The sequence below is a fragment of the Mesorhizobium sp. M0800 genome (assembly GCF_040320095.1).
Classification (GTDB): Bacteria; Pseudomonadota; Alphaproteobacteria; order Rhizobiales; family Rhizobiaceae; genus Mesorhizobium.
This window is the reverse complement of the sequence record NZ_JAMYOZ010000048.1, coordinates 1-22,810: the sequence shown is the minus strand read 5'-3', so window position 1 is coordinate 22,810 and position 22,810 is coordinate 1. Positions and strand designations below refer to the sequence as shown.

General features: G+C 62.9%; 26 protein-coding genes. 11 read left to right on the top strand and 15 right to left on the bottom strand.

What is annotated here, in order from left to right:
* Positions 1–58: 58 nt before the first annotated feature.
* The 5 genes from NKI18_RS31425 to NKI18_RS31405 all read left to right on the top strand — a co-directional run bounded on the left by NKI18_RS31425 (position 59) and on the right by NKI18_RS31405 (position 3,484).
* Positions 59–988, top strand: coding sequence for an Ivy family c-type lysozyme inhibitor (locus tag NKI18_RS31425; RefSeq protein WP_352621583.1), 930 nt, complete (start codon positions 59–61; stop codon positions 986–988).
* Positions 989–1,099: 111 nt separating this feature from the next.
* On the top strand, positions 1,100–1,483 hold the full coding sequence (locus NKI18_RS31420; protein ID WP_352621581.1) for a RidA family protein: 384 nt from the start codon (positions 1,100–1,102) through the stop codon (positions 1,481–1,483).
* 51 nt (positions 1,484–1,534) lie between these two features.
* Positions 1,535–1,885, top strand: coding sequence for a VOC family protein (locus NKI18_RS31415; RefSeq protein ID WP_352570210.1), 351 nt, complete (start codon positions 1,535–1,537; stop codon positions 1,883–1,885).
* Positions 1,886–2,016: 131 nt separating this feature from the next.
* Positions 2,017–3,120 carry a 3-isopropylmalate dehydrogenase gene (gene leuB, locus NKI18_RS31410; RefSeq protein ID WP_352621580.1) on the top strand — a complete coding sequence of 368 codons (1,104 nt, stop codon included), beginning with the start codon at positions 2,017–2,019 and terminating at the stop codon, positions 3,118–3,120.
* A 7-nt stretch (positions 3,121–3,127) separates the two neighbouring features.
* A complete protein-coding gene (locus tag NKI18_RS31405) occupies positions 3,128–3,484 on the top strand; it encodes a hypothetical protein (protein ID WP_352621579.1) in 357 nt (118 codons plus the stop codon).
* A gap of 20 nt (positions 3,485–3,504) precedes the next feature.
* On the opposite strand, the gene NKI18_RS31400 is transcribed toward NKI18_RS31405, so the two are convergent.
* Both NKI18_RS31400 and NKI18_RS31395 read right to left on the bottom strand, forming a co-directional pair.
* Positions 3,505–4,221 (bottom strand): DUF805 domain-containing protein, encoded by a 717-nt coding sequence (locus NKI18_RS31400; RefSeq protein ID WP_352621577.1) that lies wholly within the window; start codon positions 4,219–4,221, stop codon positions 3,505–3,507.
* A gap of 88 nt (positions 4,222–4,309) precedes the next feature.
* The gene (locus NKI18_RS31395) at positions 4,310–6,142 is read right to left on the bottom strand and encodes a DEAD/DEAH box helicase (RefSeq protein ID WP_352621575.1); all 1,833 of its coding nucleotides are present in this window, start codon (positions 6,140–6,142) and stop codon (positions 4,310–4,312) included.
* Between the two features lie 201 nt (positions 6,143–6,343).
* On the opposite strand from NKI18_RS31395, the gene NKI18_RS31390 reads away from it, so the two are divergent.
* Both NKI18_RS31390 and NKI18_RS31385 read left to right on the top strand, forming a co-directional pair.
* Positions 6,344–6,493: a hypothetical protein gene (locus NKI18_RS31390; RefSeq protein ID WP_352450216.1), complete on the top strand. Its 150-nt coding sequence runs from the start codon at positions 6,344–6,346 to the stop codon at positions 6,491–6,493.
* 106 nt (positions 6,494–6,599) lie between these two features.
* On the top strand, positions 6,600–7,634 hold the full coding sequence (locus NKI18_RS31385) for an aspartate-semialdehyde dehydrogenase (protein WP_023680535.1): 1,035 nt from the start codon (positions 6,600–6,602) through the stop codon (positions 7,632–7,634).
* Between the two features lie 181 nt (positions 7,635–7,815).
* Here the strand turns inward: NKI18_RS31385 and NKI18_RS31380 are convergent, their stop codons facing one another.
* Positions 7,816–8,223: an ACT domain-containing protein gene (locus NKI18_RS31380; RefSeq protein ID WP_352621596.1), complete on the bottom strand. Its 408-nt coding sequence runs from the start codon at positions 8,221–8,223 to the stop codon at positions 7,816–7,818.
* A 256-nt stretch (positions 8,224–8,479) separates the two neighbouring features.
* Between NKI18_RS31380 and NKI18_RS31375 the strand changes: the two genes are divergently transcribed.
* Positions 8,480–8,890, top strand: a complete 411-nt coding sequence (locus tag NKI18_RS31375) for a DoxX family protein (RefSeq protein WP_352621573.1) — start codon at positions 8,480–8,482, stop codon at positions 8,888–8,890.
* Positions 8,891–9,081: 191 nt separating this feature from the next.
* Positions 9,082–9,345, top strand: a complete 264-nt coding sequence (locus NKI18_RS31370; RefSeq protein WP_023680734.1) for a YMGG-like glycine zipper-containing protein — start codon at positions 9,082–9,084, stop codon at positions 9,343–9,345.
* A gap of 72 nt (positions 9,346–9,417) precedes the next feature.
* On the opposite strand, the gene rpsP is transcribed toward NKI18_RS31370, so the two are convergent.
* From rpsP to NKI18_RS31335, 7 genes are all read right to left on the bottom strand, one after another.
* The gene (gene rpsP, locus NKI18_RS31365; RefSeq protein ID WP_352621571.1) at positions 9,418–9,819 is read right to left on the bottom strand and encodes a 30S ribosomal protein S16; all 402 of its coding nucleotides are present in this window, start codon (positions 9,817–9,819) and stop codon (positions 9,418–9,420) included.
* A 50-nt stretch (positions 9,820–9,869) separates the two neighbouring features.
* Positions 9,870–10,196: a chorismate mutase gene (locus tag NKI18_RS31360; RefSeq protein ID WP_352450211.1), complete on the bottom strand. Its 327-nt coding sequence runs from the start codon at positions 10,194–10,196 to the stop codon at positions 9,870–9,872.
* Positions 10,197–10,203: 7 nt separating this feature from the next.
* Positions 10,204–11,805, bottom strand: coding sequence for a signal recognition particle protein (gene ffh / locus NKI18_RS31355; RefSeq protein ID WP_353021746.1), 1,602 nt, complete (start codon positions 11,803–11,805; stop codon positions 10,204–10,206).
* 309 nt (positions 11,806–12,114) lie between these two features.
* The gene (locus tag NKI18_RS31350) at positions 12,115–13,083 is read right to left on the bottom strand and encodes a CPBP family intramembrane glutamic endopeptidase (protein ID WP_352621568.1); all 969 of its coding nucleotides are present in this window, start codon (positions 13,081–13,083) and stop codon (positions 12,115–12,117) included.
* Positions 13,084–13,230: 147 nt separating this feature from the next.
* Positions 13,231–13,833 carry a DUF1236 domain-containing protein gene (locus tag NKI18_RS31345; RefSeq protein ID WP_352621566.1) on the bottom strand — a complete coding sequence of 201 codons (603 nt, stop codon included), beginning with the start codon at positions 13,831–13,833 and terminating at the stop codon, positions 13,231–13,233.
* A 63-nt stretch (positions 13,834–13,896) separates the two neighbouring features.
* A complete protein-coding gene (locus NKI18_RS31340) occupies positions 13,897–14,991 on the bottom strand; it encodes a zinc-binding metallopeptidase family protein (protein WP_352621564.1) in 1,095 nt (364 codons plus the stop codon).
* 90 nt (positions 14,992–15,081) lie between these two features.
* Positions 15,082–16,329 (bottom strand): flavin monoamine oxidase family protein, encoded by a 1,248-nt coding sequence (locus tag NKI18_RS31335; RefSeq protein WP_352621562.1) that lies wholly within the window; start codon positions 16,327–16,329, stop codon positions 15,082–15,084.
* A 185-nt stretch (positions 16,330–16,514) separates the two neighbouring features.
* On the opposite strand from NKI18_RS31335, the gene NKI18_RS31330 reads away from it, so the two are divergent.
* Entirely contained in the window at positions 16,515–17,315 is an 801-nt protein-coding gene (locus NKI18_RS31330) for a lytic murein transglycosylase (RefSeq protein ID WP_352470839.1), read from the top strand.
* A gap of 652 nt (positions 17,316–17,967) precedes the next feature.
* Here NKI18_RS31330 and NKI18_RS31325 read toward each other — a convergent pair.
* Both NKI18_RS31325 and NKI18_RS31320 read right to left on the bottom strand, forming a co-directional pair.
* A complete protein-coding gene (locus tag NKI18_RS31325) occupies positions 17,968–18,288 on the bottom strand; it encodes a hypothetical protein (RefSeq protein ID WP_352621559.1) in 321 nt (106 codons plus the stop codon).
* Positions 18,289–18,451: 163 nt separating this feature from the next.
* Entirely contained in the window at positions 18,452–19,675 is a 1,224-nt protein-coding gene (locus tag NKI18_RS31320) for an argininosuccinate synthase (RefSeq protein ID WP_352697006.1), read from the bottom strand.
* A gap of 169 nt (positions 19,676–19,844) precedes the next feature.
* Here NKI18_RS31320 and NKI18_RS31315 point away from each other — a divergent pair, with 169 nt between their 5' ends.
* Positions 19,845–20,486 carry a LysE family translocator gene (locus NKI18_RS31315; RefSeq protein WP_352479689.1) on the top strand — a complete coding sequence of 214 codons (642 nt, stop codon included), beginning with the start codon at positions 19,845–19,847 and terminating at the stop codon, positions 20,484–20,486.
* Here NKI18_RS31315 and NKI18_RS31310 read toward each other — a convergent pair.
* From NKI18_RS31310 to rlmN, 3 genes are read right to left on the bottom strand one after another with little or no spacing between them, the layout of a single operon-like run.
* Positions 20,458–20,937 (bottom strand): hypothetical protein, encoded by a 480-nt coding sequence (locus tag NKI18_RS31310; RefSeq protein WP_352621555.1) that lies wholly within the window; start codon positions 20,935–20,937, stop codon positions 20,458–20,460. The two genes, NKI18_RS31315 and NKI18_RS31310, sit on opposite strands and share 29 nt — an antisense overlap.
* Positions 20,934–21,359, bottom strand: a complete 426-nt coding sequence (locus NKI18_RS31305; RefSeq protein WP_352470834.1) for a hypothetical protein — start codon at positions 21,357–21,359, stop codon at positions 20,934–20,936. The genes NKI18_RS31310 and NKI18_RS31305 overlap by 4 nt, the downstream gene beginning before the upstream one ends.
* Complete coding sequence (gene rlmN, locus NKI18_RS31300) at positions 21,356–22,588, bottom strand: dual-specificity RNA methyltransferase RlmN (RefSeq protein WP_352621553.1); 1,233 nt, start codon at positions 22,586–22,588, stop codon at positions 21,356–21,358. The genes NKI18_RS31305 and rlmN overlap by 4 nt, the downstream gene beginning before the upstream one ends.
* Positions 22,589–22,810: the final 222 nt, after the last annotated feature.

Here is a 22,810-nt window from a genome sequence, read left to right as displayed (position 1 = left end):
GTACAATGACCTGGCGGCGACAGGCCGGGTTCGTGGCGGCTGAACGGAGGGGACAGTCATGACACGTTCGCTTCTTGCCGGGGCCTGCGCGCTGGCGTGGATTCTGATGCCGGTGGCAGGCGCGCATGCACAGACCGACATGGTGCTCGTGCCGGCTGACGATGCGTCCGGCGGGGCCGCCGACCAGGGCGCGTTGAGCAATGCGGCCCTAGCCGACAATGACAAACAGGCGCCGATCCCGTTCGAGGGCGGCCAGCTGACCATCACTCAGGAGGAAGAATACGGGGAACGGGTACTCGCCTTCGACGGCAAGGAACTGGCGCGCAATTACGACGTCTTCTTCGACAAGATCGTCGAGGTCGGCGGCGTCAAGGTGGCGCTGGTCGATGTCGGCGACGGCGGCAACCAGTGCGGCCCGGCCAAGGTGATCGTGTGGAAGCCGGAAGGCGGCGCGATCCAGACGACCACGGTCGAGCAGGATGAATGCGGCGCGCCGCCGGCCGCGATCTCCGACAGCGCCGTCTATTTCGTACCCTATCTGCTGCCGGGCGATGCCAAGCCGGCGCTGCAATGGTCGCCGACGGACGGACTGACGACGTCCGGTACTCTGACCTACATGCCGGAGCCGGGCACCGACTGGAAAGACATCGATCCGTCGAAATACGATAACATCATCGACGCCTTCCACAATGAAGCGGTCTACAAACTAGCCGAGACACTGCTTGGCAAGGACATGCCCGACATGGCGACCAGCCTGCTGGTCGGCGGCGGCACGGAAAAAACCGCGTCGGGTGCCTTCTTTGCCAGCGGCTGCGTGCCGCATGATTGCGGCGGCAATGACGGCTTCATGGCCGTTGACCCGGTCAACCAGAAGCTCTATTTCGCCCGCCGCGGCGACAAGCCCGAGCCGGACGCGTGGCCAGCGGTGAGTACATGGCCGGCCGACGTCAAGGAAGCGCTGGACAAGGCGCTGGGGTCGGCGAATTAGAAATCGTTCTGCCGCGATCCTTCGCGCGCCCCGGACATCTCCCCACTTGGGGGGATCGGCCGTCACCGCCGCTTTCGCCAAACCGCCTACGCTGCAAAAAAGGAGGACACCATGCGAAAACTGATCTCCACCGGTTCGCCCTTCGAGAAGACCGCCGGCTATTCGCGCGCCGTGGTGCAGGGCGACTGGTGTTTCGTGTCCGGAACGACCGGCTACGATTATGCGACCATGTCGATGCCGGAGACCGTGGAGGCACAAACGCGCAATTGCCTGACGACGATCGCCAAGGCGCTCGGGGACGGCGGCTTCGAGATGGCCGATGTGGTGCGGGCGCATTACTATATCACCGATGCGGCGTTCGTGGATGTGGTGTTCCCGATCCTCGGCGAGGCCTTTGGCGAGATCAGGCCGGCGGCAACGATGATCGTGTGCCAGCTCAACAAGCCGGAGATGAAGATCGAGATCGAGGTGACGGCGCTGCGGCGCACAGCCTGATGCCTGTCACGGTTGCGAAAACGACACGGTTAGCACGAGGATCGGCCCATGGTGAAGGTCAGGCGCATCGTTGCAAACATAGACACGCAGGATATCGCGGCGGCAAAACCCTTCTATCAGGATGTGCTCGGCCTCGATCTCAAGATGGATATGGGCTGGATCGCTACCTACGGCTCGCAAGAGACGATGTCCGTGCAGGTCAGTTTCATGGCCGAAGGGGGATCAGGAACGCCGGTGCCGGACATCTCTATCGAAGTCGACGACGTCGATGCCGCGCTTGAAAGCATGAGGACGGCCGGCTTTGCCATCGAATACGGTCCGGCGGACGAACCCTGGGGCGTGCGGCGCTTCTTCGTACGCGACCCGTTCGGCAGGCTGGTCAATATCCTTTCGCATCTCTAGGCATTTTGTCTTGAGCATCGGATTTTCCCAAAACCGGTTTTTGGGTCCGATGCTCTGAACCGCAGGCTTGCGCGCCGGCCGCTTGGCGTTTAGCAAGGCCGCGGCTCACGACACAATCAGGACGGTTCCCCATGGCTTCGAAAAATCTTCTCCTGCTTGCCGGCGACGGCATCGGCCCCGAGGCGATGGCCGAGGTGAAGAAGCTGATTTCCGCCATGAACGACAAGCTCGGCAGCGATTTCGTCACCGATGAGGGCCTTGTCGGCGGCTGCGCCTACGACGCGCATGGCGCGGCGATTTCCGATGCCGACATGGCCAAGGCAATGGCGTCGGACGCGGTGCTGTTCGGCGCCGTCGGCGGACCGAAATGGGATGCGGTGCCTTACGAGGTGCGCCCGGAGGCGGGTCTGCTGCGGCTGCGCAAGGACATGGAGCTGTTTGCCAATCTCAGGCCGGCAATCTGCTATCCGGCGCTGGCGGCGTCCTCCTCGCTGAAGCAGGAGGTGGTCGAGGGGCTCGATATCCTGATCGTGCGCGAGCTCACCGGCGGCGTCTATTTCGGCGAGCCTAAGCAGATCATCGACCTCGGCAACGGCCAGAAGCGCGGCATCGACACCCAAATATACGATACGTTCGAGATCGAGCGCATTTCGGGCGTTGCCTTCGAATTGGCGCGCACGCGCAAGAACCACGTCACCTCGATGGAAAAGCGCAATGTGATGAAGTCGGGCGTGCTGTGGAACGAGGTCGTCACCCAGACGCACAAAGCCAGGTATGCCGACGTCAAGCTCGATCACATGTTGGCCGATGCTGGCGGCATGCAGCTGGTGCGCTGGCCGAAGCAGTTCGACGTCATCGTCACCGACAATCTGTTCGGCGACATGCTGTCCGACATCGCCGCCATGCTGACCGGCTCGATCGGCATGCTGCCGTCGGCCTCGCTCGGCGCGCCGGATGCGAAGACAAAAAAGCGCAAGGCGCTCTACGAGCCGGTGCACGGCTCGGCGCCCGACATCGCCGGCAAGGGCATCGCCAATCCGATCGCCATGATCGCCTCCTTCGCCATGTGCATGCGCTATTCCTTCGGCATGGTTGAAGAGGCCGACCGGCTGGAAGGCGCGATCGCCGCCGTGCTCGATCAGGGCTTGCGCACCAGGGATATTCATTCGCCGGGGATGACCGAGGTCGGCACCGCTGAGATGGGCGGCGCGATCATCGCCAAATTTTTGGGGTGACAGGTGTATGGGTGAGGTGCAGCGCGCCATTGAAAGGGATCTTCTCGGCGAGCACCAACGCCAGGCTGAGTTTCGCGGCGATCAACACCTCGCGCCATTGCTGCAGTTCATCTGCGACCGATATCAGGTCGAAAAGAGCGATTTCTACCTGCTAGAAGTCATTCCCGATCAATACGAGTTGTGTCTCTTGATCTGGCTTTGGCCGGATAGGGTGGTCGACTGCGAAATCGCCTATGAAGGGTCTACATTCGAGGTTGTCGGGACGGAAACGATCCAGACCCACAAGAAGACCCTTCGTGGTCATTCCGCGAAGGACTTCAAGATCATCGAACGCATCGCCTTGAGCGAACACAAGCAGCGTTAGCAGAACCAACTCAGGTGAGGTTATGCGGTCTTGATCCCCTCCGGCACCGGACCCCACTGGTTTTCGCGCGGCTGGGTCGGGATCAGCGCAAAGATCAGGATGATCAGGCTGCCGAAGGTCGGGACCAGGAAAAGCAGAAAGAGCCAGCCGGTCAGGCCGGTATCGTGCAGGCGACGCACGTTGAGCCCGAACCACGGCAGGGCTGTCGCCAGCAGGAAGAGACCGGAAAGGCCGACCGTCACTGCCGGCAATTCACTGTTGTCGAGATTGCCCATGGCGTCGTCGATAAAGACGCCGAGTCCTATGGCCACGATCAGCGCGATCGTCCAGAACAGACAATAGCCCCAATACTCCTTGCGGCGGGCACGGCCGGCGAAGTTGAAGTAATTCTCGGTCAGACCCCGCCAGAAGTAGCTCCACAGGCCAGCCGATTCGGCCGGACTTTGTTCAGCGGAACGGCCGAAATGTTGCGGCTGACGTGCCGCGGGCGCATTGCCGGCCTGAGTTGGGGCGGCGGTTGCAGTGGAGGCGTCGGCGGGCGCACTGGCAGGTTGGGCGCGGATCGAAAAAACATCGCGTGCCCGTCCGCCAGCCGGCTGGAATTCGACGGTCGTACCTCCGGCAACCGATGCTTCGCGGCGCAAATCTTCGCGCGCCAAAGTGTAGCGGTTGCCGTCGGCTCCGGTGATGAAGCCGAAACCCTGGTCTTCGTCGTAATGAAGAACTTCGCCGCGCATGTCCTGCCCACCCCCGTTTCCCCGCCCCAGACTGTGCAAAGTTCCGGCAGACCGCAAGAGGCGTGCGGAAATGGAGAGTTCTGGCTATTTACCCCGGCCGTTTCTTCGATTTCTTGTGTTTCGCAGGTCCGCCTTCGAACTTCGCCTTGGCCGGTTTCCCGGCCCAGGGCTTCGCCTCGAATGCCGGGCGCTGGTCGGCCGGTGCGCGCTTCTCGAATTTGGGCGTGTTCTGATCGAAGGTGCGCTTGCCGCGGTGCGGCTTCTTGTCGGGTCGTGGTTCCTGATAGCCGGCCCGCGACAAATCCGGCGTGCCGTCCAGCCGCTTGACCGCAATGTTGCCCTGCAGCTTCCGGTCGGGGCCGATCGCAGCGAGGAAACGCTCGGCCCAGTCCGCCGCGATCTGCACGAAGGTTTCCTCCGGCTGCATCTTGATGGCGCCGATCTCGCGCTTGGAAATGCCGCCTGTCCGACACAGCATCGGGATCAGCCAGCGCGGCTCGGCATTCTGCCGGCGTCCGACCGACAGCGAGAACCAGACGCTGTCGCCGAAATCGTCGCGGCGGCTCGGTGCCTCGTCCCGGCGCGCAAATTTTTCGCCCGACGGCGTGAACGGTGCCACGTCGAGAAGATCCTCCGGCGCCGAGTGGCTGGAGCGGCACATCCGCACGAAGGCGGCGGCAACCTGTTCGGGCCCGTGCTGATCGAGAAGCGCCTCGACGAAGCCGCGCTCCTCATCCTTCATAGGCTCGCTGAAGACCGGATCAGCGAGAATGCGCTCGTCGTCGCGCCGTATCACGTCGTCGGCCGACGGCGGGCTCGCCCAGGTTGCCGCAAGGCCGGCACTTTGCAGCAGCCGCTCGGTGCGCCTGCGGGCACTGTTGGGCACGATCAGCGCGCTGACGCCCTTGCGTCCCGCACGGCCCGTGCGTCCGCTTCGGTGCAGGAGCGTTTCCGGGTTGGTCGGCAGGTCGGCATGGATCACCAACTCGAGATTGGGCAGGTCGATGCCGCGTGCCGCGACGTCGGTGGCGATGCAGACCTTGGCGCGGCCGTCGCGCATCGCCTGTAGCGCGTGGCTGCGCTCGTTCTGGCTAAGCTCGCCGGACAGCGCCACGACGGAAAAGTTGCGATTGTTGAAGCGCGCCGTCAAATGGTTGACGGCGGCGCGCGTGTTGCAGAACACCAGCGCGTTCTTGGCCTCGTAAAAGCGCAGCACGTTGATGATGGCGTTTTCGCGATCCGCCTGGGCGACGCTCAGCGCCCGGTATTCGATGTCGAGATGCTGCTTTTCCTCACCGGAGGCCGAGATGCGTACCGCATCGCGCTGGTAGCCTTTGGCCAGCGTGGCGATGGAGCGCGGCACGGTCGCGGAAAACATCAGCGTGCGGCGATCGGCGGGTGCGGCATCGAGGATGAATTCCAGATCCTCGCGAAAGCCGAGATCGAGCATCTCGTCGGCCTCGTCGAGCACCACTGCCTTGAGCGCCGACATGTCGAGCGAATTGCGGGTGATGTGGTCGCGCAGGCGGCCGGGCGTGCCCACGACGATATGGGCGCCGCGCTCCAGCGCGCGCCGTTCGGTGCGCATGTCCATGCCGCCGACGCAGGACGCCACCGTGGCGCCGGTCAGTTCGTAGAGCCATTCCAGCTCGCGCGTTACCTGCAGGGCCAGCTCCCGCGTCGGCGCCACGGCCAGCGCCAGGGGTGCCGCCGCGTGGGAAAAGCGCTCCGCGCCATCGAGAAGGGTCGGCGCCAAAGCCAGACCAAAGGCGACGGTCTTGCCGGAGCCGGTCTGGGCCGAAACCAGCGCATCGGCCTGGCCAAGCTCGAGAACGGCCTTCTGCACCGGCGTCAGCTCGACATAGCCGCGTTTTTCCAGCGCCTTTGCCAGCGCGGGAACAATAGCTTCGAAGTTGGACATCTTGCTCTTTCGAAATTCGGATTCTGAATACCCGGCGACGGGTCAAATGTCGGCAAGCGCCACAGACGGGCGCCACGAGCCAGACGATGCTCGTTCGTACTTGGTGCCGCCGTCATTGTACAGGGCGGGCGGGTCGGCCTGGTTGCGATTGACTCTAGACGTAAACCGCGTAAAAGCCGGCACCGAACGGGATAGTTTTCGATGCGCGGCCTTTTGATGGCGCTTTCTGCCTTCGACATCCCCGGCCCCAATGCGAACCATTGGGCCGGGCGCGTCGCTGCGTCTCCTCGTTCCAGCAAAATCACGTTCTTGCTCAAAAAAACCGGCAAAACGACCACCAAAACGGTCTGATTCCCTTGGCCTAACCACCCTCTCCGGGGTCCGGCCCGGGGGTTGAAACCCGCATCGGCCGGCGGGTTTTCTCCAGAAAACGAGCGGAGAGGGACAGGAGATTTCGATGAGTTTCAAGGTTGCGATCGTCGGCGCCACGGGCAATGTGGGCCGGGAAATGCTCAACATACTCGAAGAGCGCGGCTTTCCGGTGAGCGAGGTGGTGGCGCTGGCCTCGCGGCGCAGCCAGGGCACGGAAGTGTCGTTCGGCGACCGCACGCTGAAGGTCAGAGCGCTCGACCAATATGATTTTTCAGATACCGACATCTGCATCATGTCGGCCGGCGGCAACGTCTCCAAGGAATGGTCGCCGAAGATCGGCAAGCAGGGCTGCGTCGTCATCGATAATTCGTCGGCCTTCCGCTACGACCAGGACGTGCCGCTGATCGTTCCGGAAGTGAACCCGGATGCGATCTCGCTGTTCACGCGCAAGAACATCATTGCCAACCCGAACTGCTCGACGGCGCAGCTGGTCGTGGCGCTGAAGCCGCTGCATGACGCGGCCACCATCAAGCGCGTCGTCGTCGCCACCTACCAGTCGGTCTCCGGCGCCGGCAAGGAAGGCATGGACGAATTGTTCACGCAGACGCGCGCGGTGTTTGTCGCCGACCAGGTCGACGTCAAGAAGTTCACCAAGCGTATCGCCTTCAACGTCATCCCGCATATCGACGTCTTCCTCGACGACGGCTTCACCAAGGAAGAGTGGAAGATGGTGGCCGAGACCAAGAAGATGCTCGACCCGAAGATCAAGCTGACGGCGACCTGCGTGCGCGTGCCGGTGTTCATCGGCCATTCGGAAGCGGTCAACATCGAGTTCGAGAAGCCGATCACCGCCGATGAGGCGCGCGAGATCCTGCGCGAGGCGCCGGGCTGCCAGGTCATCGACAAGCGCGAGGACGGCGGCTACATCACGCCGCTGGAATCGGCCGGCGAGGACGCCACCTTCATCTCGCGTATCCGCGAGGACTCGACCATCGACAACGGCCTGTCGATGTGGATCGTCTCCGACAATCTGCGCAAGGGCGCGGCACTCAATGCGGTGCAGATCGCCGAGCTGCTGGTCGAGCGCGGGCTGATCCAGCCGAAGAAGAAGGCGGCATAGTTCGCTCACGGCCGTATCGCCGCTAGCGCGGCTGGCCTCCGTGGGGGCGCCGGACGACCGGCGGCCTGCGGTCGCAGGCTCGGCCTTCGGCCGTTAGCGCCCTTCTCCCCGTTCACAGGGAGAAGGTGCCGGCAGGCAGATGAGGGGCACAGGCGTCCAAATAGGCAGCAAGGCGACGGCGTCACAGCCGGTTCTGCTCCGCTAGGTCCAACAGCAACTTCAGCGCCTCCTCCGCCCGGTCGGCGGGCACGAACAAATGGTCGTGGTAGAAGGCCGAGACCGGATTGACGCCGATGCCGGCGGTGGCCAGCCGCGCGGTGATGGCGGCGAGGAAGCCGACCGCTTCCAGCGACGAATGGATGTTCAGCGTCAGCATCCGGCAGCGGAACACGGTTTTCAGTCCAGCGGCCTTGGCATGGTCTTCAAGCACGATCAGCGTCGTGCCCTCGCGCTCGCGAAATAGCATCACCGGGTGGAGCCTGTCGGGAACGGGCGCATCGGGTGGCAACGTGGTGAAGACATGAACGCCGGCAAGCAATTCCGGCGTCATTGCCGCCAGCAACTGTTTCAGGTCGGTCTCTCCGGCCATCGGTTGCTTTCGTTGTGCGGTCAGGCGGTGGTTGCCGTCGAGCGCTCGGAAGACACCTCTACGGTTTTCAATAACGCCCTCCACCTCACCCCGCAAGGTGGACTTGGCCAGGTTCGTTGCTGACTGAACTTGCACAAGGTCGCCGTCCCCCGGAGCTGAAAAAGAGCTGGAGGCGTGTCGGATCGCCGTCATGGGCCGCGTCCTTGGTTCGAGCTGGCGAAGGAGCCAGTGCTCACAACGACCGGAGGGAACATCAATGACCATGTCTCAGGCAGCACCCGTCTCACCGCGTGCCCTGTGGGCCGGCCGCGTGCTCAGCGCCGTCATCGTGCTGTTCATGATCTTCGACGGCGTCATCAAGCTACCGCCGCTCGAAATCGTCACCCAGACCATGGTGCAGCTCGGCTCGCCGGCCGATGCCAATGTCTCGCGCATGCTCGGCACCATTGGATTGGTCTCGACAGCGCTTTACGCGCTGCCACGCACCTCGGTGCTCGGCGCCATCCTGCTCACCGCCTATCTCGGCGGCGCCGTCGCCACGCATGTGCGTATCGGCAGCCCTTTGTTCTCGCACATACTGTTCGGCGTCTATCTCGGCGCCGTCCTCTGGGGTGGCCTGTATCTGCGCGATCCAAGGGTGCGCGCGTTGTTCCCGTTCAGCCAATAGCGGCGATTTCGAAAGCCGTTCGATGGTGGCCACGCCGCAAGAGCGGGCGCGGTCTGCCGCCGCCTTTCTACTCTTTGGATCAAATTGAGCGCCGCCGGGCGGCAGCCGATCTTCTTCTTTGGATCAAATCGCCTGGTTGCGAGTTAGGGGGTGCAGCGGCGAGGACGGCACCCTGTTGGAGAGGAACGACAATGAAAAAGGTGATGATCTTGATGGCCTTGCTGGTCCCGCTCGGTGCCTGCTCCCGTACTGAGCAAGGCGCGGCAGTTGGTGGCCTGGGCGGTGCGGCGGTCGGCGCTGCGGTGGCCGGCAACCCGACCAAGGGCGCGGTGATCGGCGGTGCGGCCGGCGCTTTGGCCGGTGCACTGATCGGCCGTGCCAGCGAAAGCGGCCAATGCCGTTATCGCGATCGCAACGGTCGTGTCTACGTTGCGAGTTGCCCGGAAGGCTATTGATCGGGCCGCATCATATGGATGCAATAGCAAAACGGCGGGCAGGGCCCGCCGTTTCGCGGTTGTGGAGATGATTTATTCGGCGCTGGCGGCTTCCGCCTCGGCCGGCGCGGCTGCGGCGGCGGCAACGGCCGCGGCGGCATCTTCCTGCGCCTTCTTCAGCAAGGCTGCGCGCTCCTGCGCCTTCTTGCCGGGCTCGGCCTTGTTCGGGTTGGAGCGGGCTTCGCGCTTGGCGATGCCGGCTTCATCGAGGAAGCGCAGCACGCGGTCGGTCGGCTGGGCGCCATGCGACAGCCAATGCCTGACGCGCTCGGCGTCGACCTTGACGCGTTCGCCGTCCTTGGGCAGCAGCGGATTCCACGAGCCGAGCGACTCGATGAAACGGCCGTCGCGCGGCGAACGCGCGTCGGCGACGACGACATGGTAATAGGGACGCTTCTTCGAGCCCGCACGGGCCAATCGGATTTTCAGTGGCATTTCTTTTCTCCTAAAAGCTCTGATTTGGTTGATCGGTTGGTGGCTGGTCCTCAGCCGGTTTTCGCTACGCCGTTGGATGCGGCGATCTGCTCGTGATGGCGGATCACTTCGCGGACGACGAAGTTCAGAAATTTCTCCGCGAAATCCGGGTCGAGATGGGCGTCCTTCGCCAGTTGGCGAAGACGGGCGATCTGCTCCTGCTCGCGCGCCGGGTCGGCAGGCGGCAGGCCATGTTCCGCCTTCAGCACGCCGACTGCCTTGGTGCAGCGGAAGCGCTCGGCCAGCATGTGGATCAGCGCCGCGTCGATATTGTCGATCGAGGCGCGATAATTGGCCAGCGCCGCACGCGCGTCCGCCATGTCCTTCTCTTCGTTCATGGCGCCCTCATTTCTTCTTGCCGAGGCCAGGCAGCCCGCCACCGCCCGGCAGGCCGGGAAGTTTCATGCCACCGGGCAGCCCAGGCAGGCCACCGCCACCGGGAAGACCACCGGGCAGGCCCTTCATGCCGCCGAGCCCGGCCGCCTGGGCCTGCTTCTGCAAGGCTTCGAGCTGCTTGGGGTCCATCTTGGAGAGGTCCGGCATGCCGCCGCCCATCATGCCGCCTGCGCCGCCAGGCATCATGCCGCCGAGCCCCATCTTGGAAGCGAGGCCGCCCATCATGCCGCGCATCAGGCCGCCGCCTTTGCCCTTGCCGCCCATCGCCTTCATCATGTCGGCCATGCCGCGATGCATCTTCAACAGTTTGTTGATTTCGGCCGCGTCGGTACCCGAGCCGGCGGCGATGCGCTTCTTGCGCGAGTGCTTCAGAATATCGGGGTTGGCGCGCTCGGCCTTGGTCATCGACGAGATGATGGCGAGCTGGCGACCGAACATCTTGTCGTCGAGCCCGGCGGCGGCCATCTGGTCCTTCATCTTGCCCATGCCGGGCATCATGCCCATGATGCCACCCATGCCACCCATTTTCGACATTTGCTGAAGCTGGCCGGCGAGGTCGTTCAGGTCGAACTTGCCCGACTGCATCTTCCTGGCCATCGCCGCGGCCTGTTCGGCGTCGATGTTCTCGGCCGCCTTTTCGACGAGGCTGACGATGTCGCCCATGCCGAGGATGCGGTCGGCGATGCGCTTGGGGTGGAATTCCTCCAGCGCGTCCATTTTTTCGCCGGTGCCGATCAGCTTGATCGGCTTACCGGTGACGGCGCGCATCGAGAGCGCCGCACCACCGCGGCCGTCGCCGTCCATGCGGGTCAGCACGAGGCCGGTGATGCCGACGCGCTCGTCGAAGCTTTTTGCCAGATTGACGGCGTCCTGGCCGGTCAGCGAATCGGCGACCAGCAGGATCTCGTGCGGCGACGACATCTTCTTGATGTCGGCCATCTCGACCATCAACGGCTCGTCGATATGGGTGCGGCCGGCGGTGTCGAGGATGACGACGTCATGGCCGCCGAGCTTGGCCGCCTGCACGGCGCGGCGGGCGATATCGACCGGCGTCTGGCCGGCGACGATCGGCAATGTGGCGACCTTGACCTGCTCGCCGAGCTGGCGGAGCTGCTCTTGCGCGGCGGGACGCCGCGTGTCGAGCGAGGCCATCAAGACTTTCTTGTTTTGACGGTCGGCGAGGCGCCTGGCGATCTTGGCCGAGGTCGTCGTCTTGCCGGAACCCTGCAAGCCGACCATCATGATGACGACCGGAGCCGGTGCATTGAGGTCGATGGCGACGCCCTCGGCGCCGAGCATCTCGACCAGCTCGTCATGGACGATCTTGACGACCATCTGGCCGGGCTTGATCGACTTGACCACGGCGGCGCCGACGGCCTTCTCGCGCACCTTGTCGGTGAAGGAACGCACCACTTCCAGCGCCACGTCGGCCTCGAGCAACGCACGGCGCACCTCGCGCAGCGCCGCCGAGACATCAGCCTCCGACAAGGCGCCGCGGCCGGTGAGGCCGTTCAGGATCGAACCAAGACGTTCCTGTAGCGATTCAAACATTCTCTTTCCTTTTTCCCTGGCACCCGGATGATGCCCGAGAGGTAATGCGTTCGCGCCAACTGTCCAAGCAAAAGCCGGTCCGGGCAAAGCCCAAAGCCAAAAAGCACCCGGGGGCGCACAGCGCTGCCGGGTGTTGGCCTCCGGGATCGATTTACAGCACTTCACCTCAAAGAGGTTTCGGCGTCCCGGTCGGTTTGCTCGGAGGAATACTCGTCGCGGAATTCGCGGCGTGTAGACAGGAAATCGGCCGCAGAGTCAAGCTTTGGTCAAGCTTTGCGCCAAATAGCAGGGACGACCAGGCAATGCACATCAGCGCACGCTGCCGGCGCGCGCCATATCCGGCTCGACCTTCAGCGGTGAGCGCGGATGTAAAAGCAGCAGAACGGTCAACAGGCTGCTGACGATGCCGATCGAAGCGATGAGGACGGCGTCTGAAGTCGTCCAGCCGGCGGCTTCGAGCGGCTTGGCGTTGAACAGGGCGAAGGAATTATAGCTTTGCTGGTGCGAAATCAGCAGGAAGCCGGTCAGATTGTTACCGAGATGGGCACCAAAGCCGGCACCGAGATTACCGGTTGCATAGACCAGAAGCGTCAGCAGCAGCGCAAAGGCGGCGATCGAGGCCAGCACGCAGGCATTGATGGCAGCGCTCGAACCTGGGCTCCAGTGCAGGGAGGTGAACAGCAATCCCGGCAGCAGCGCCCAGATGAAAGGGTTCTGGAACCGGCTCGCCAGGCCCCTGAGCAGATAACCGCGAAACAGCATCTCCTCCGACGAGGTCTGCAGAAAGGTCAGGGCGGCGATCGGGATCAGGAATGAAAGCCACGCGGACAGGCCGATCGCGCCGCGCGCGATGTCGGGCTGCAAACTATAAAGCAGGATCTCGGAAAGCAGCGAGGTGATCAGCACCGCGGTCAGTCCTTTCAGGAACCCCGACCAAGAAATGCGCCGGCTGACGCCAATCAGGGCTGACAGCTTCTCGCGATGGATCCAGCGCATGGCAGCCCAAAGGCCGAGCCAGATTCCGGCAAATGAAGCCAGCGCCGCGAGGATGCCCGCAGGAGAGGCCATGAAATCCTGCACCGCTCCTCCACCTGGCGGGGCGGTGCCAGACGATGCCTGCCAAACGGCAAAGGCATAGGTGCCGCCGAATAGCACGGCGGCAGTGGTTCCGAGCCAGAACAGGATGACGACCACCGCTCCAAGCAGAAGCCGCGGCAAAGTGGTCTTGTTGTTAGCGGTGTGCCGGTACTGTTGGAAGGCGGTTGGGTCGATCGTCACGCGGGCTCGCTGGCTGGTGCTTCGGCTCGCAAGGTCTAGAACATCGGCCCCAATGTGGAAACCGGTATTGCAGCGGCAATACCGGCTTGTGGCAATGTCGGGAGTGCGAGCGGCCGCCATTACAGGGCGACCGCCCTGTTTGTATCGTCAGCGCACGACGTACACGATACGCCGGCTGCCCGGATCGACCAGTGCCGGCTGGCCGTTCACATAGACGTAGCGGTAATCATAGTCCGGAATCTCGCGCAGCTCGACGGTGTCAGGCAACGTCGCGCCCGTCACCACCTCGCCCTCGAGATAGACCGGATCGAGCCGATGCGTACGTACATAGGTACGGATCTCGGCCGGCGGTCTCCGGATAGGCTCGATCGCCTCGCCGGCGACGATTGCTCCGGTATAGCTGTCGGAATACTCGACGCTATCGGCGGGCGGCATCACGACGGCAATGTCGGCGCTGGCCGGACGCTGTGTCAGGACCACACGGCTGCCGCCGAAATCGGCCGTCACATAGTCGGAATAGACCCAGCCCTGGCCGTTAGCCTCGGCGATAGTGCACCATTTGCTGTTGGCGATGCAGCCGTCGAGCGTCGCCGACTGGCCGGCCGCGAGCACGCCGATCACCGGATATTGCGGGCCGGGGCCGGCGCGTACATTGAGATCAGTGATGGCCGAGACGGCGGTGTCGGCCAATGCAGAGCCCGACATCGCTATGAGCGCTCCGGCCACCGCCGGAAACAATATGCGTTTCATGGTCTTCTCTCCGTTTCACAGTCCCTTGGCACGGAAAACGAAGCAAAGCCGCATGCGTTCCGGCTAAAAGGCTTCGGCCGGCTCACGATTTGTTCCAGTCGTTTTCGGCAGGTCGGTTAAAAGCTCGTGAACAAAAGCAAGTTTTTGCGCCGCCACGTCCGAGATGACGAAGGGATAGAGATCGGGCAGGCCCATGCAGCGGTTGATCGAGTTGGACGCCTCCGACAGCACCAGCCAGCGGTCGAGAATCCTTTCGAAAGGCTCTGGTCTGGAGGCGGGTTCCGATGGTGCCGGCTGCAGCTTGCCGCCGGTATCGGCCCGCGGCAGCTCGTTGGCTTCAACGGTTTCCAGCCGGCCGAGCGGGAAATTCAGGGCATGCACCATCTCCAGCGTGTCGGTGATGTGCATGTGATGCGCCCATGTCTCGGCCCAGTCCTCCCATGGGTGCGACGTCGCATAGGCCGAGATATGGCGCTGCTGCCAGTCGGGCGGCGCGCCATCGGCATAATAGGTCTTCAGCGCCTGTTCGTAGCCGGTGCGCTCGTCGCCGAACAAAGCGCGAAAACCGGCAAGCTTTTGCGAATCGTCGCGGATCAGGCGGTCCCAGTAATAATGGCCGAGCTCATGGCGGAAATGGCCGAGCAGCGTGCGGTAGTTCTCGCCCATCTCGACGCGCCGCCGTTCGCGCTCTGCCGAATCCGCCTCGGCGACGTTGAGCGTGATCCGGCCGTTGTCATGACCGGTCAGGATACGTTCGCCGCCCGGACCGCCGCCGATCGGATCGGCAAGAAAATCGAAAGCGAGACCGATCTCGTCGCCAACTTCCTGCTTGGGTGCGACCGGCAGGCCGAAGGCGAGCAGCGAATAGACGGCACGCTTCTTTGCCGCCTCGACACGGATCCAGCGGCGGCGGTTGCCGTCGACCGACAGATCCGGGATCAGCTGGTTCAGCGCACAGGCGCGGCAGAAGGCGTGGCCGGGCTCCGCCATCCAGTTGCAGGCGCATTCGTCGGCATTGGTGCAATGGAAGACGTCGGCGCCGGACAGCGCGAAGCGCGCATGCTCGGGATCGTAGAGCACGAGGCTGGCGCAGTTCAGGCATTGCGCGTTCTCGAAATAGAGACGGTGGCCGCAATGCGGGCAGTCGAAAAGCTTCATTGGCGTCTCAAATCATTCGAAATGCGGAGGACGATACGAGCAGGAGAACGCCAAACGCCTGTCAGCCGCCCACGTTCCTGCCGGCCGATGCTATTTTGCCGCAAGCTGGGCGACGACCTCCTTGGCCACTGCCTCGCCCGACAATCTGGCGCCGCCGCAGGTCTGCATCAGCGGACCGGCCAAATGCTCGCCGGCGAAGAAGATCTTTTCCGCCACGGGCTGCATCAGCGTGGCGCGCGCTTGCGAGCGGCCGGGCCGCGCCGCCGCATAGGCGCCGCGCACGAACCGCTCAGCGCCCCAATTGGTCATCATTGCGCGTCCGACATGCTTTCGTATGTCGCCGCCAAAGATGCCGCAGAGCCGGTCGACGACGAAGTCGATGCCAGCTGCCTCGCCCGCCGCCGACATCTCCCAAGCGAAATCGCCGCCGACGAAACCGACCATCAAATCGAGGTCGAAGGGAAAGCAGAGGAAGTAGATGTCGTGCCGGGCCAACCGCTCAATCAGCAAATCGTCGAACGGCTCCAGGCCGAGTCTTGTACCGGATATTTCGACCGGCAACTTGGTCAGCATGCCCATCGGCAGGTCGAAGAAGGCGGCGAAATGCGCATCGGGGAGTGCAGGCGAGAACGCAATCTCCTCGAAGGCGAGCACTGCCGGGGAGGCAGTGACGATGACCGCCTTGGCGCAGATGGTACCGCGATCGGTGACGCAGGCTACGCCCGGCCTATCCCAGACGATCTTGCGCACCGGCGTCGACAGTTCCACCGGCACATCGGCACCGAAGCGGGCAACCAGCGTACCGAAGCCTTCCCTGGTGAAATAGTTCGGATCGAGATCGGCGGCGGCCTGAAAGTCGCGGATCGATATCTCGTCCTCGTCGGCGCCGAAATCCATCGGCCCGGCGAAGGTTGCGGCGGCGCGCGGCGCGTGTCCCTTGGCGAGCAATGCCGAAAGGCGGTCGTCGTCGCCTTCCCTCACCTGATGTGCCGCCACCAGTTCGAACAGCCTTGCGTCGGCCACCTTCATCGCCGCCTCCTCGGCTTCGCTTGCCTTTCGCTCACGGTAATAGAGATGATCGACATTCATGTCGTGGTGATGAAGCGTCCAGGCAGCGGCCTTCGCCTCGGGAAAGTAGGGATTGCGGTCCGCGGCATGCAGCCAGGCGCAGCCGATGTCGAACGGCACGCCGAAATGATGGTCGCTGGTCCAGGCGCGGCCGCCAATGCGGTTCATCGCTTCCAACAATTTGAAGGAAAAACCGGCAGCGCGCAGGGTCTTGGAAGCCGAAAGCCCGGCTGAACCGGCGCCGATGATCACGACATCAACGTCTTCCATGCTTATTCTGTCCCCGCCACAATAATTACTTGATCGTAGGCAAATTCCCGGGCGTCCGCCAGTGTGGTGGATTTGAGGTTCCTGCTGTATTGAGTGCATCGGCGTGGCGCCGGGGCAGTGACAAGCAGGTGTTTCGCAGGCAAGTTCGCAATTGGGAACGTGATTCAGGCAACCAGGAGAGCAGCATGGCATTTCTTGCCAAGGGGAAGATGTTTGTAGTGGCCACGGTGGTGGCGGTGCTCGCGTTGGCGACGGGCGCGCAGGCGGCGGCCAGCTGTGGCAAGAGCGGCGCCGGCTTCGAGGCATGGAAACCGGAGTTCGCCGCGGAGGCGAAGGCCGACGGTGTCGGCTCGAAGGGTCTGGCCGCTCTGGCTCGCGCAACCTACGCGACAAAGACGATCTCCGTCGACCGCGCCATCCATAAGGCTTTCAGCGGCTCGGTGGAAGCTTTCATGAAGCGCCGTGGCGCGTCCGCGATCATTGCCAGGGGCCGTGCGCTGAAGAAGGCCAATGCTGCGCTGTTCGACAAGATCGAACGGAATTACGGCGTGTCGCCGGGCGTGTTGCTCGCCATCTGGGGTATGGAGACCGGCTTCGGTTCCGCCATGGGCAACCAGAATACGGTCTCCGCCATTTTAACGCTGGCCTATGACTGTCGCCGTCCGGAGTTCTTCTACCCGCATGCCATTGCGGCCCTGAAGCTGGTTGATCGCGGAGCGTTGAGCGCCTCGTCGGTCGGTGCCGCGCATGGCGAGATTGGCCACACGCAGTTCCTGCCCGGAAATGTTTTGACGTATGGTGTCGGAAACAAAAATCTGCGCGACAAGAGCACTGCGTTGGCTTCCACCGCCAACTTCCTCAAGAGTCATGGTTGGCGGGCCGGCGCGAGTGCGCAGGCGAATATGGGCGCAATCGCTGGCTGGAATTCCGCGAGCGTCTATCAACAGGCCATCGCCCGAATGGCCACGGCGATCGATGCCGACTGACAGGGACCTCTAGAGCTTTGTCTTAACGCAATTCCGGACGGAGAACCGTTTCACACTTTTCCTGGAATTGCTCTATTCGACAGAAAGCCCGGCCAAGCGCCGGACTTTCTATTTCACGTCGAACGCGTAGGAGCAGCCGGCGAGCACCTTGCCGGGATGTGAATCAACGGTTGAGACATTGAGCGCGATGCGCGTGGAAAATGTCATGCCGCCCGCTTCCTCGCTGCTCTCGAGAATGATCTTCTCGCCGAGGAATTTTTCCGGCGTCGAGTTTGCGCTGCGACGCCGAGCGCTCGAGCGAGATCGGGCGCGGAAACATCGTCAAACACCGCCATCGGCCCGGTCGCGGTAAGGACGACGGACGCCGTTTCGCGCCCGAATACGCGAAGCGGGGCCGGCAATTCATATTGCTTAAGGAAAGGATTGCCGGAAGAAACGTCGTTCCAGCCGAGCTTTGCGGGCGCATCGGGGCGGTCGCTCAGCCAAAGGGCAAAACCACTATAGGTCGGAACGTCAGCCCTGCACTCGACCAGCGCGGGAAGGTCGAGGGAGGGGGTCATCGTTGGCTTTGGCGACGGCCAAGTTCGCCAGGACAGCCAACGCGGGCAGGAAACCAGCTCCAAGCGTGGCCAAGCGCCTGGGCACATCACGCTCAATAATGCACGTAGCCGCTCAACGGGCATTTCTGGGAAATGGGAATCTGGAAGGGGCCGTCAAAACTTTTGCAGGTACGGAATTTGGAATTCCGCGGCGCCGGGGTAGCCGCTTTTGGCTTGTCCCCGATGACCGTCGGGATTCTGGGACCCTGCGCGTAGCCGCTCAACGGGCATTTCTGGGAAGCGGGAATCTGGAAGGGGCCGTCAAAACTTTTGCAAGTATGGAACTTGGATGTTTGCCCCGCCGGGACTTGCGTGGACTGACCCGCGGTAAAGACGGCCACCGCCGCAAGCAGAAGAAAAAGTCTGTTTTTCACTGTCAAAGCCCTCCGACCCGCAAGAGAAGTAAGATCAAATCACGGAAAGGTCAAACAGGAAACGATCTGAAATCGCGGCTTCTATTACATTAGAGACGCCAAATAAAACCCGGTGTCCTCACCGGGTTCCTAACTCATCTAAGCATTGGGCCTGTTGGGAATATCAACCCTTGCGACTACGCGCCGCCAGTGTCCTCAGCCTGAGCGCGTTGAGGCGGATGAAGCCTTCGGCATCCTTCTGGTCGTAGGCGCCGCGGTCGTCCTCGAAGGTGACCAGCGCGTCGGAATAGAGCGTCTTCCTCGACTTGCGGCCGGTGACCATGACGTTGCCCTTGTAGAGCTTCAGCCGCACGGTGCCTTCGACGTCTTCCTGGCTCTTGTCGATCATTGCCTGCAGCATCAGGCGCTCGGGCGCGAACCAGAAGCCGTTGTAGATCAGCTCGGCATAGCGCGGCATGAACTCGTCCTTGAGGTGGGCCGCACCGCGGTCGAGCGTGATCGATTCGATCGCCCGATGGGCGGCGATCAGGATGGTGCCGCCGGGGGTCTCGTAGACGCCGCGCGATTTCATGCCGACGAAACGGTTCTCGACCAGGTCGAGCCTGCCGATGCCGTTGTCGCGGCCGAGATCGTTCAGCGCCGCCAGCATCGTTGCCGGCGACAGCTTCTTGCCGTTGAGCGCAACCGGGTCGCCCTTGAGGAATTCGATCTCGATCTCGGTGACCTCATCCGGCGCATCCATCGGCGAGATGGTGCGCTGGTGGACGAATTCCGGCGGCTCGCTCCACGGGTCTTCCAGCACCTTGCCCTCGGACGACGAATGCAGCAGGTTAGCGTCGACCGAGAAAGGCGCATCGCCCTTCTTGTCCTTCGGCACCGGGATCTGGTGCTGCTCGGCGAAGTTGATGAGATCGGTCCGCGACTTGAACGACCAATCGCGCCACGGCGCGATGACCTTGATGTCGGGGTTGAGCGCATAGGCCGACAGCTCGAAACGCACCTGGTCGTTGCCTTTGCCGGTGGCGCCATGGGCGATCGCATCGGCGCCGGTCTCTTTTGCGATCTCGACAAGATGTTTCGAGATCAGCGGCCGGGCGATCGAGGTGCCGAGCAGATATGTGCCTTCATAGACGGCGTTGGCGCGGAACATCGGGAAGACGAAATCGGATACGAACTCCTCGCGGACATCGACGATGCGGATATCCTTGATGCCCATCATCTCGGCCTTGCGCCTGGCCGGCTCCAGTTCGCCACCCTGGCCTAGATCGGCGGTGAAGGTCACGACCTCGGCGCCGAGCTCGGTCTGCAGCCATTTCAGGATGATCGAGGTGTCAAGGCCGCCGGAATAGGCGAGCACGACTTTCTTGACGGCTTTTGCTTTCGACATGGTGGGCGGTTCCGCGACAGGGGTTCTTCGCGGGCGAGGTATCACGCCATTTTAGGCCAGCGCAAGGGACGAACGATGCCTGGACCAGATGCTGTATCGCCCAGAGGCTGGCGAGGACACGGCTCTTGCGGTATGGCTGCGCCGTCTTTTTGCCGCTACGAGACGAACCATGTCCTTCATCCCCGACAGTACGACGCTTATCCAGTTCTCCATCGCCACCTTCATCCTGGCGATCACGCCTGGGCCTGATATGACGCTGTTCGTGTCGCGCACGCTGAGCCAGGGCCGCGCCACCGGCTTTGCCTCGATGGCCGGCGCCTTGTGCGGCACGCTGATTCACACCACACTGGTGGTGGTCGGCGTCTCGGCGCTGATCGTCGCCTCGCCGATGGCGTTCTTCGTGCTGAAGATTTTTGGCGCCGGCTATCTGGTCTTCCTGGCATGGCAGGCGATCACAAAAGGGTCGGCGTTTTCACCGGAGAAGAAGAGCGGGCCGCAGATCTCGCTGTTCCGCAGCTGGGCGGCGGGGCTCGGGGTCAATCTGCTCAACCCGAAGATCATCCTGTTCTTCATGACCTTCCTGCCGCAATTCGTCTCCGCGCATGATCCCAACGCGCCGGGAAAGCTGTTCTTCCTCGGCGCGATGTTCGTCGTGCTGGCGATCCCGGTGACGGCGCCGATGGTGCTGGCGGCCGAAAAATTCTCGGCCGCGATGAAATCCAGCCCGCGTGTGACCCGCGTCGTCGACTATCTGTTTGCCGGAGTTTTTTCGGCCTTCGCGCTCAAGATCCTGACGGCCCAGGCGAAATAGGGCGTCCGATCTGACGCCAGCTTCCGGCCGAGCGCCCGGCGCTCAGCCAGTAGAAAATACCGCCGACCATACCGCAGCCGATCACCGCCAGCATGACGCTGGTGTTGGTGATCTCGAAATTGGCATCTTTTGTCTGGCGCACGAAGCCGAGGAAGACCGCCGCCACCGCTGCGCCCGCCAGCGCATAGAACAGCCAGTCGCGCCGGCCGAGAATCTCGGAGACGAGGATGGCGACGGCCGCCGGCATGAAGGCGAAATAGGCGACGAACAGTGCGACAAAGGGGACGGAAAACCACAGCGAGGCCTGCGCTACCGGCTGTGTCTCGTCCGTCATCAGCCCCAGAGACGCCAGGAACATGATGTTGAGGAAGGCGCTGGCAGCCAGCGATGCAACGCCGTAGCCGACAAGGATGACGGCGAAGCGGATCAGATAGGCGACGAGGCGGTTCACGCGAATTGTCCGGGCATTTGCAGGAACCGGCTCTCGACCAGGCGATAGACGGCTCCTGCCAAGCTTCCCGCAATGATTAGGGCCACCAACACGTCAACGTCCGGTGGCCTCTGTGCCGACGGATGCAGTTTCCAGACCGCAAATACGCACGTCCCAACGAAAGCTCCCCCGACGACAAAAAGAATCCAGCGTCTCGCCTCGAGAACTTGGGAAGCAATGACCATCGGGATTGCCAGCGGTGCGCCAAAGATGCCTGCGATCATCGCTCCAAGCAGCAACAGCGACCAACTATCTCGAGTGGACAGGAAAGCGGGAACACGCCACCACATCAGTGCATCGAGCAGGAAAAAGACCAGAGACATGGTGAAGGCAGCCAGGGCGTAGCAGAGCAAAGTCACTGCCAATCGCCTGAGGTATTTCACGCCTCGCCATGCCCCGCGATCATCATCGCTTCCAGCGCCAGCCGGTCGACCTTCCGCATGCGCTCGGACTCCGACTTGAGCTGGCCGCAGGCGGCCAGGATGTCGCGGCCGCGTGGCGTGCGGATCGGCGAGGCATAGCCGGCATTGTTGATGTAGTCGGCGAATTTCTCGATCGTCTCCCAGTCCGAGCACTGGTAGTTGGTGCCCGGCCACGGATTGAACGGGATCAGATTGATCTTGGCCGGGATGCCCTTGAGCAGCTTGATCAGCGCCTTGGCGTCTTCGATCGAATCATTGACGTCCTTCAGCATCACATATTCGAAGGTGATCCGCTTGGCGTTGGACAGGCCGGGATAGGCACGACAGGCAGCGATCAGCTCGTTGAGCGGATACTTCTTGTTGATCGGCACCAAAAGGTCGCGCAGATCGTCATTGGTGGCGTGCAGTGAGATCGCCAGCATGACGCCGATCTCTTCGCCGGTGCGGAAGATCTCCGGTACGACGCCGGAAGTCGACAGCGTGATGCGCCTCTTCGACAGGGAAAGCCCGTCGCCGTCGGATGCAATCAGCAGCGCCTTCTTCACCGCCTCGAAATTGTAGAGCGGCTCACCCATGCCCATCATCACGACGTTGGACACTTTCCTGCCCTCGGCCGGCACGATGGCGCCGTCGGGCGTGTCGCGGTCGGGGAAATCGCCGAGCCGATCGCGGGCTGTCAAAAGCTGGGCGAGGATTTCCTCGGCGGTCAGGTTGCGCACCAGCTTTTGCGTGCCGGTGTGGCAGAAGGAGCAGGTCAGGGTGCAGCCGACCTGCGAGGAGATGCAGAGCGTGCCGCGGCCTTCTTCGGGAATGTAGACGGTCTCGATCTCGACCGGCCGGCCAGCGCCGCGCGGCGGAAAGCGGAACAGCCATTTGCGCGTTCCGTCGGAGGAAATCTGCTCCTCGACGATCTCGGGCCTGGCAACGGTGAAATGCGTGTCGAGGGCGGCGCGCAGATCCTTGGAGATGTTGAACATGCCGGCAAAGTCGGAAACGCCGCGCACATAGATCCAATGCCAGAGCTGTTGGGCGCGCATTTTCGCCTGGCGCTCCGGCACGATGCCGGCGGCGACGAGGGCGGCCCCGAGTTCGGCGCGCGTCAAGCCGATCAGCGACGGCTTTTCAGGCGTCGTGCGGGTGCGCAACGCGTCACGCGCGCCTTCGGTGGTAAGATCGAATGAAAGGGTCATTGTTGCGCCAATATAAGCGATTTGCGGCCGAATACAGCATCGTGCCCGAAATGAAGCGCGGCGCATAGCACAGGTTAGCGGCGGAGTCATGCCGGGGTTCTTCCTTCTCCCCTTGTGGCAGAAGGTGGCCGAGCGAAGCTCGGTCGGATGAGCAACCGTGCTTCATATCGATGCCGGATTCCACGATTTGTTGTCTCGGACCATGGCGTTGAGGGCTGTGAT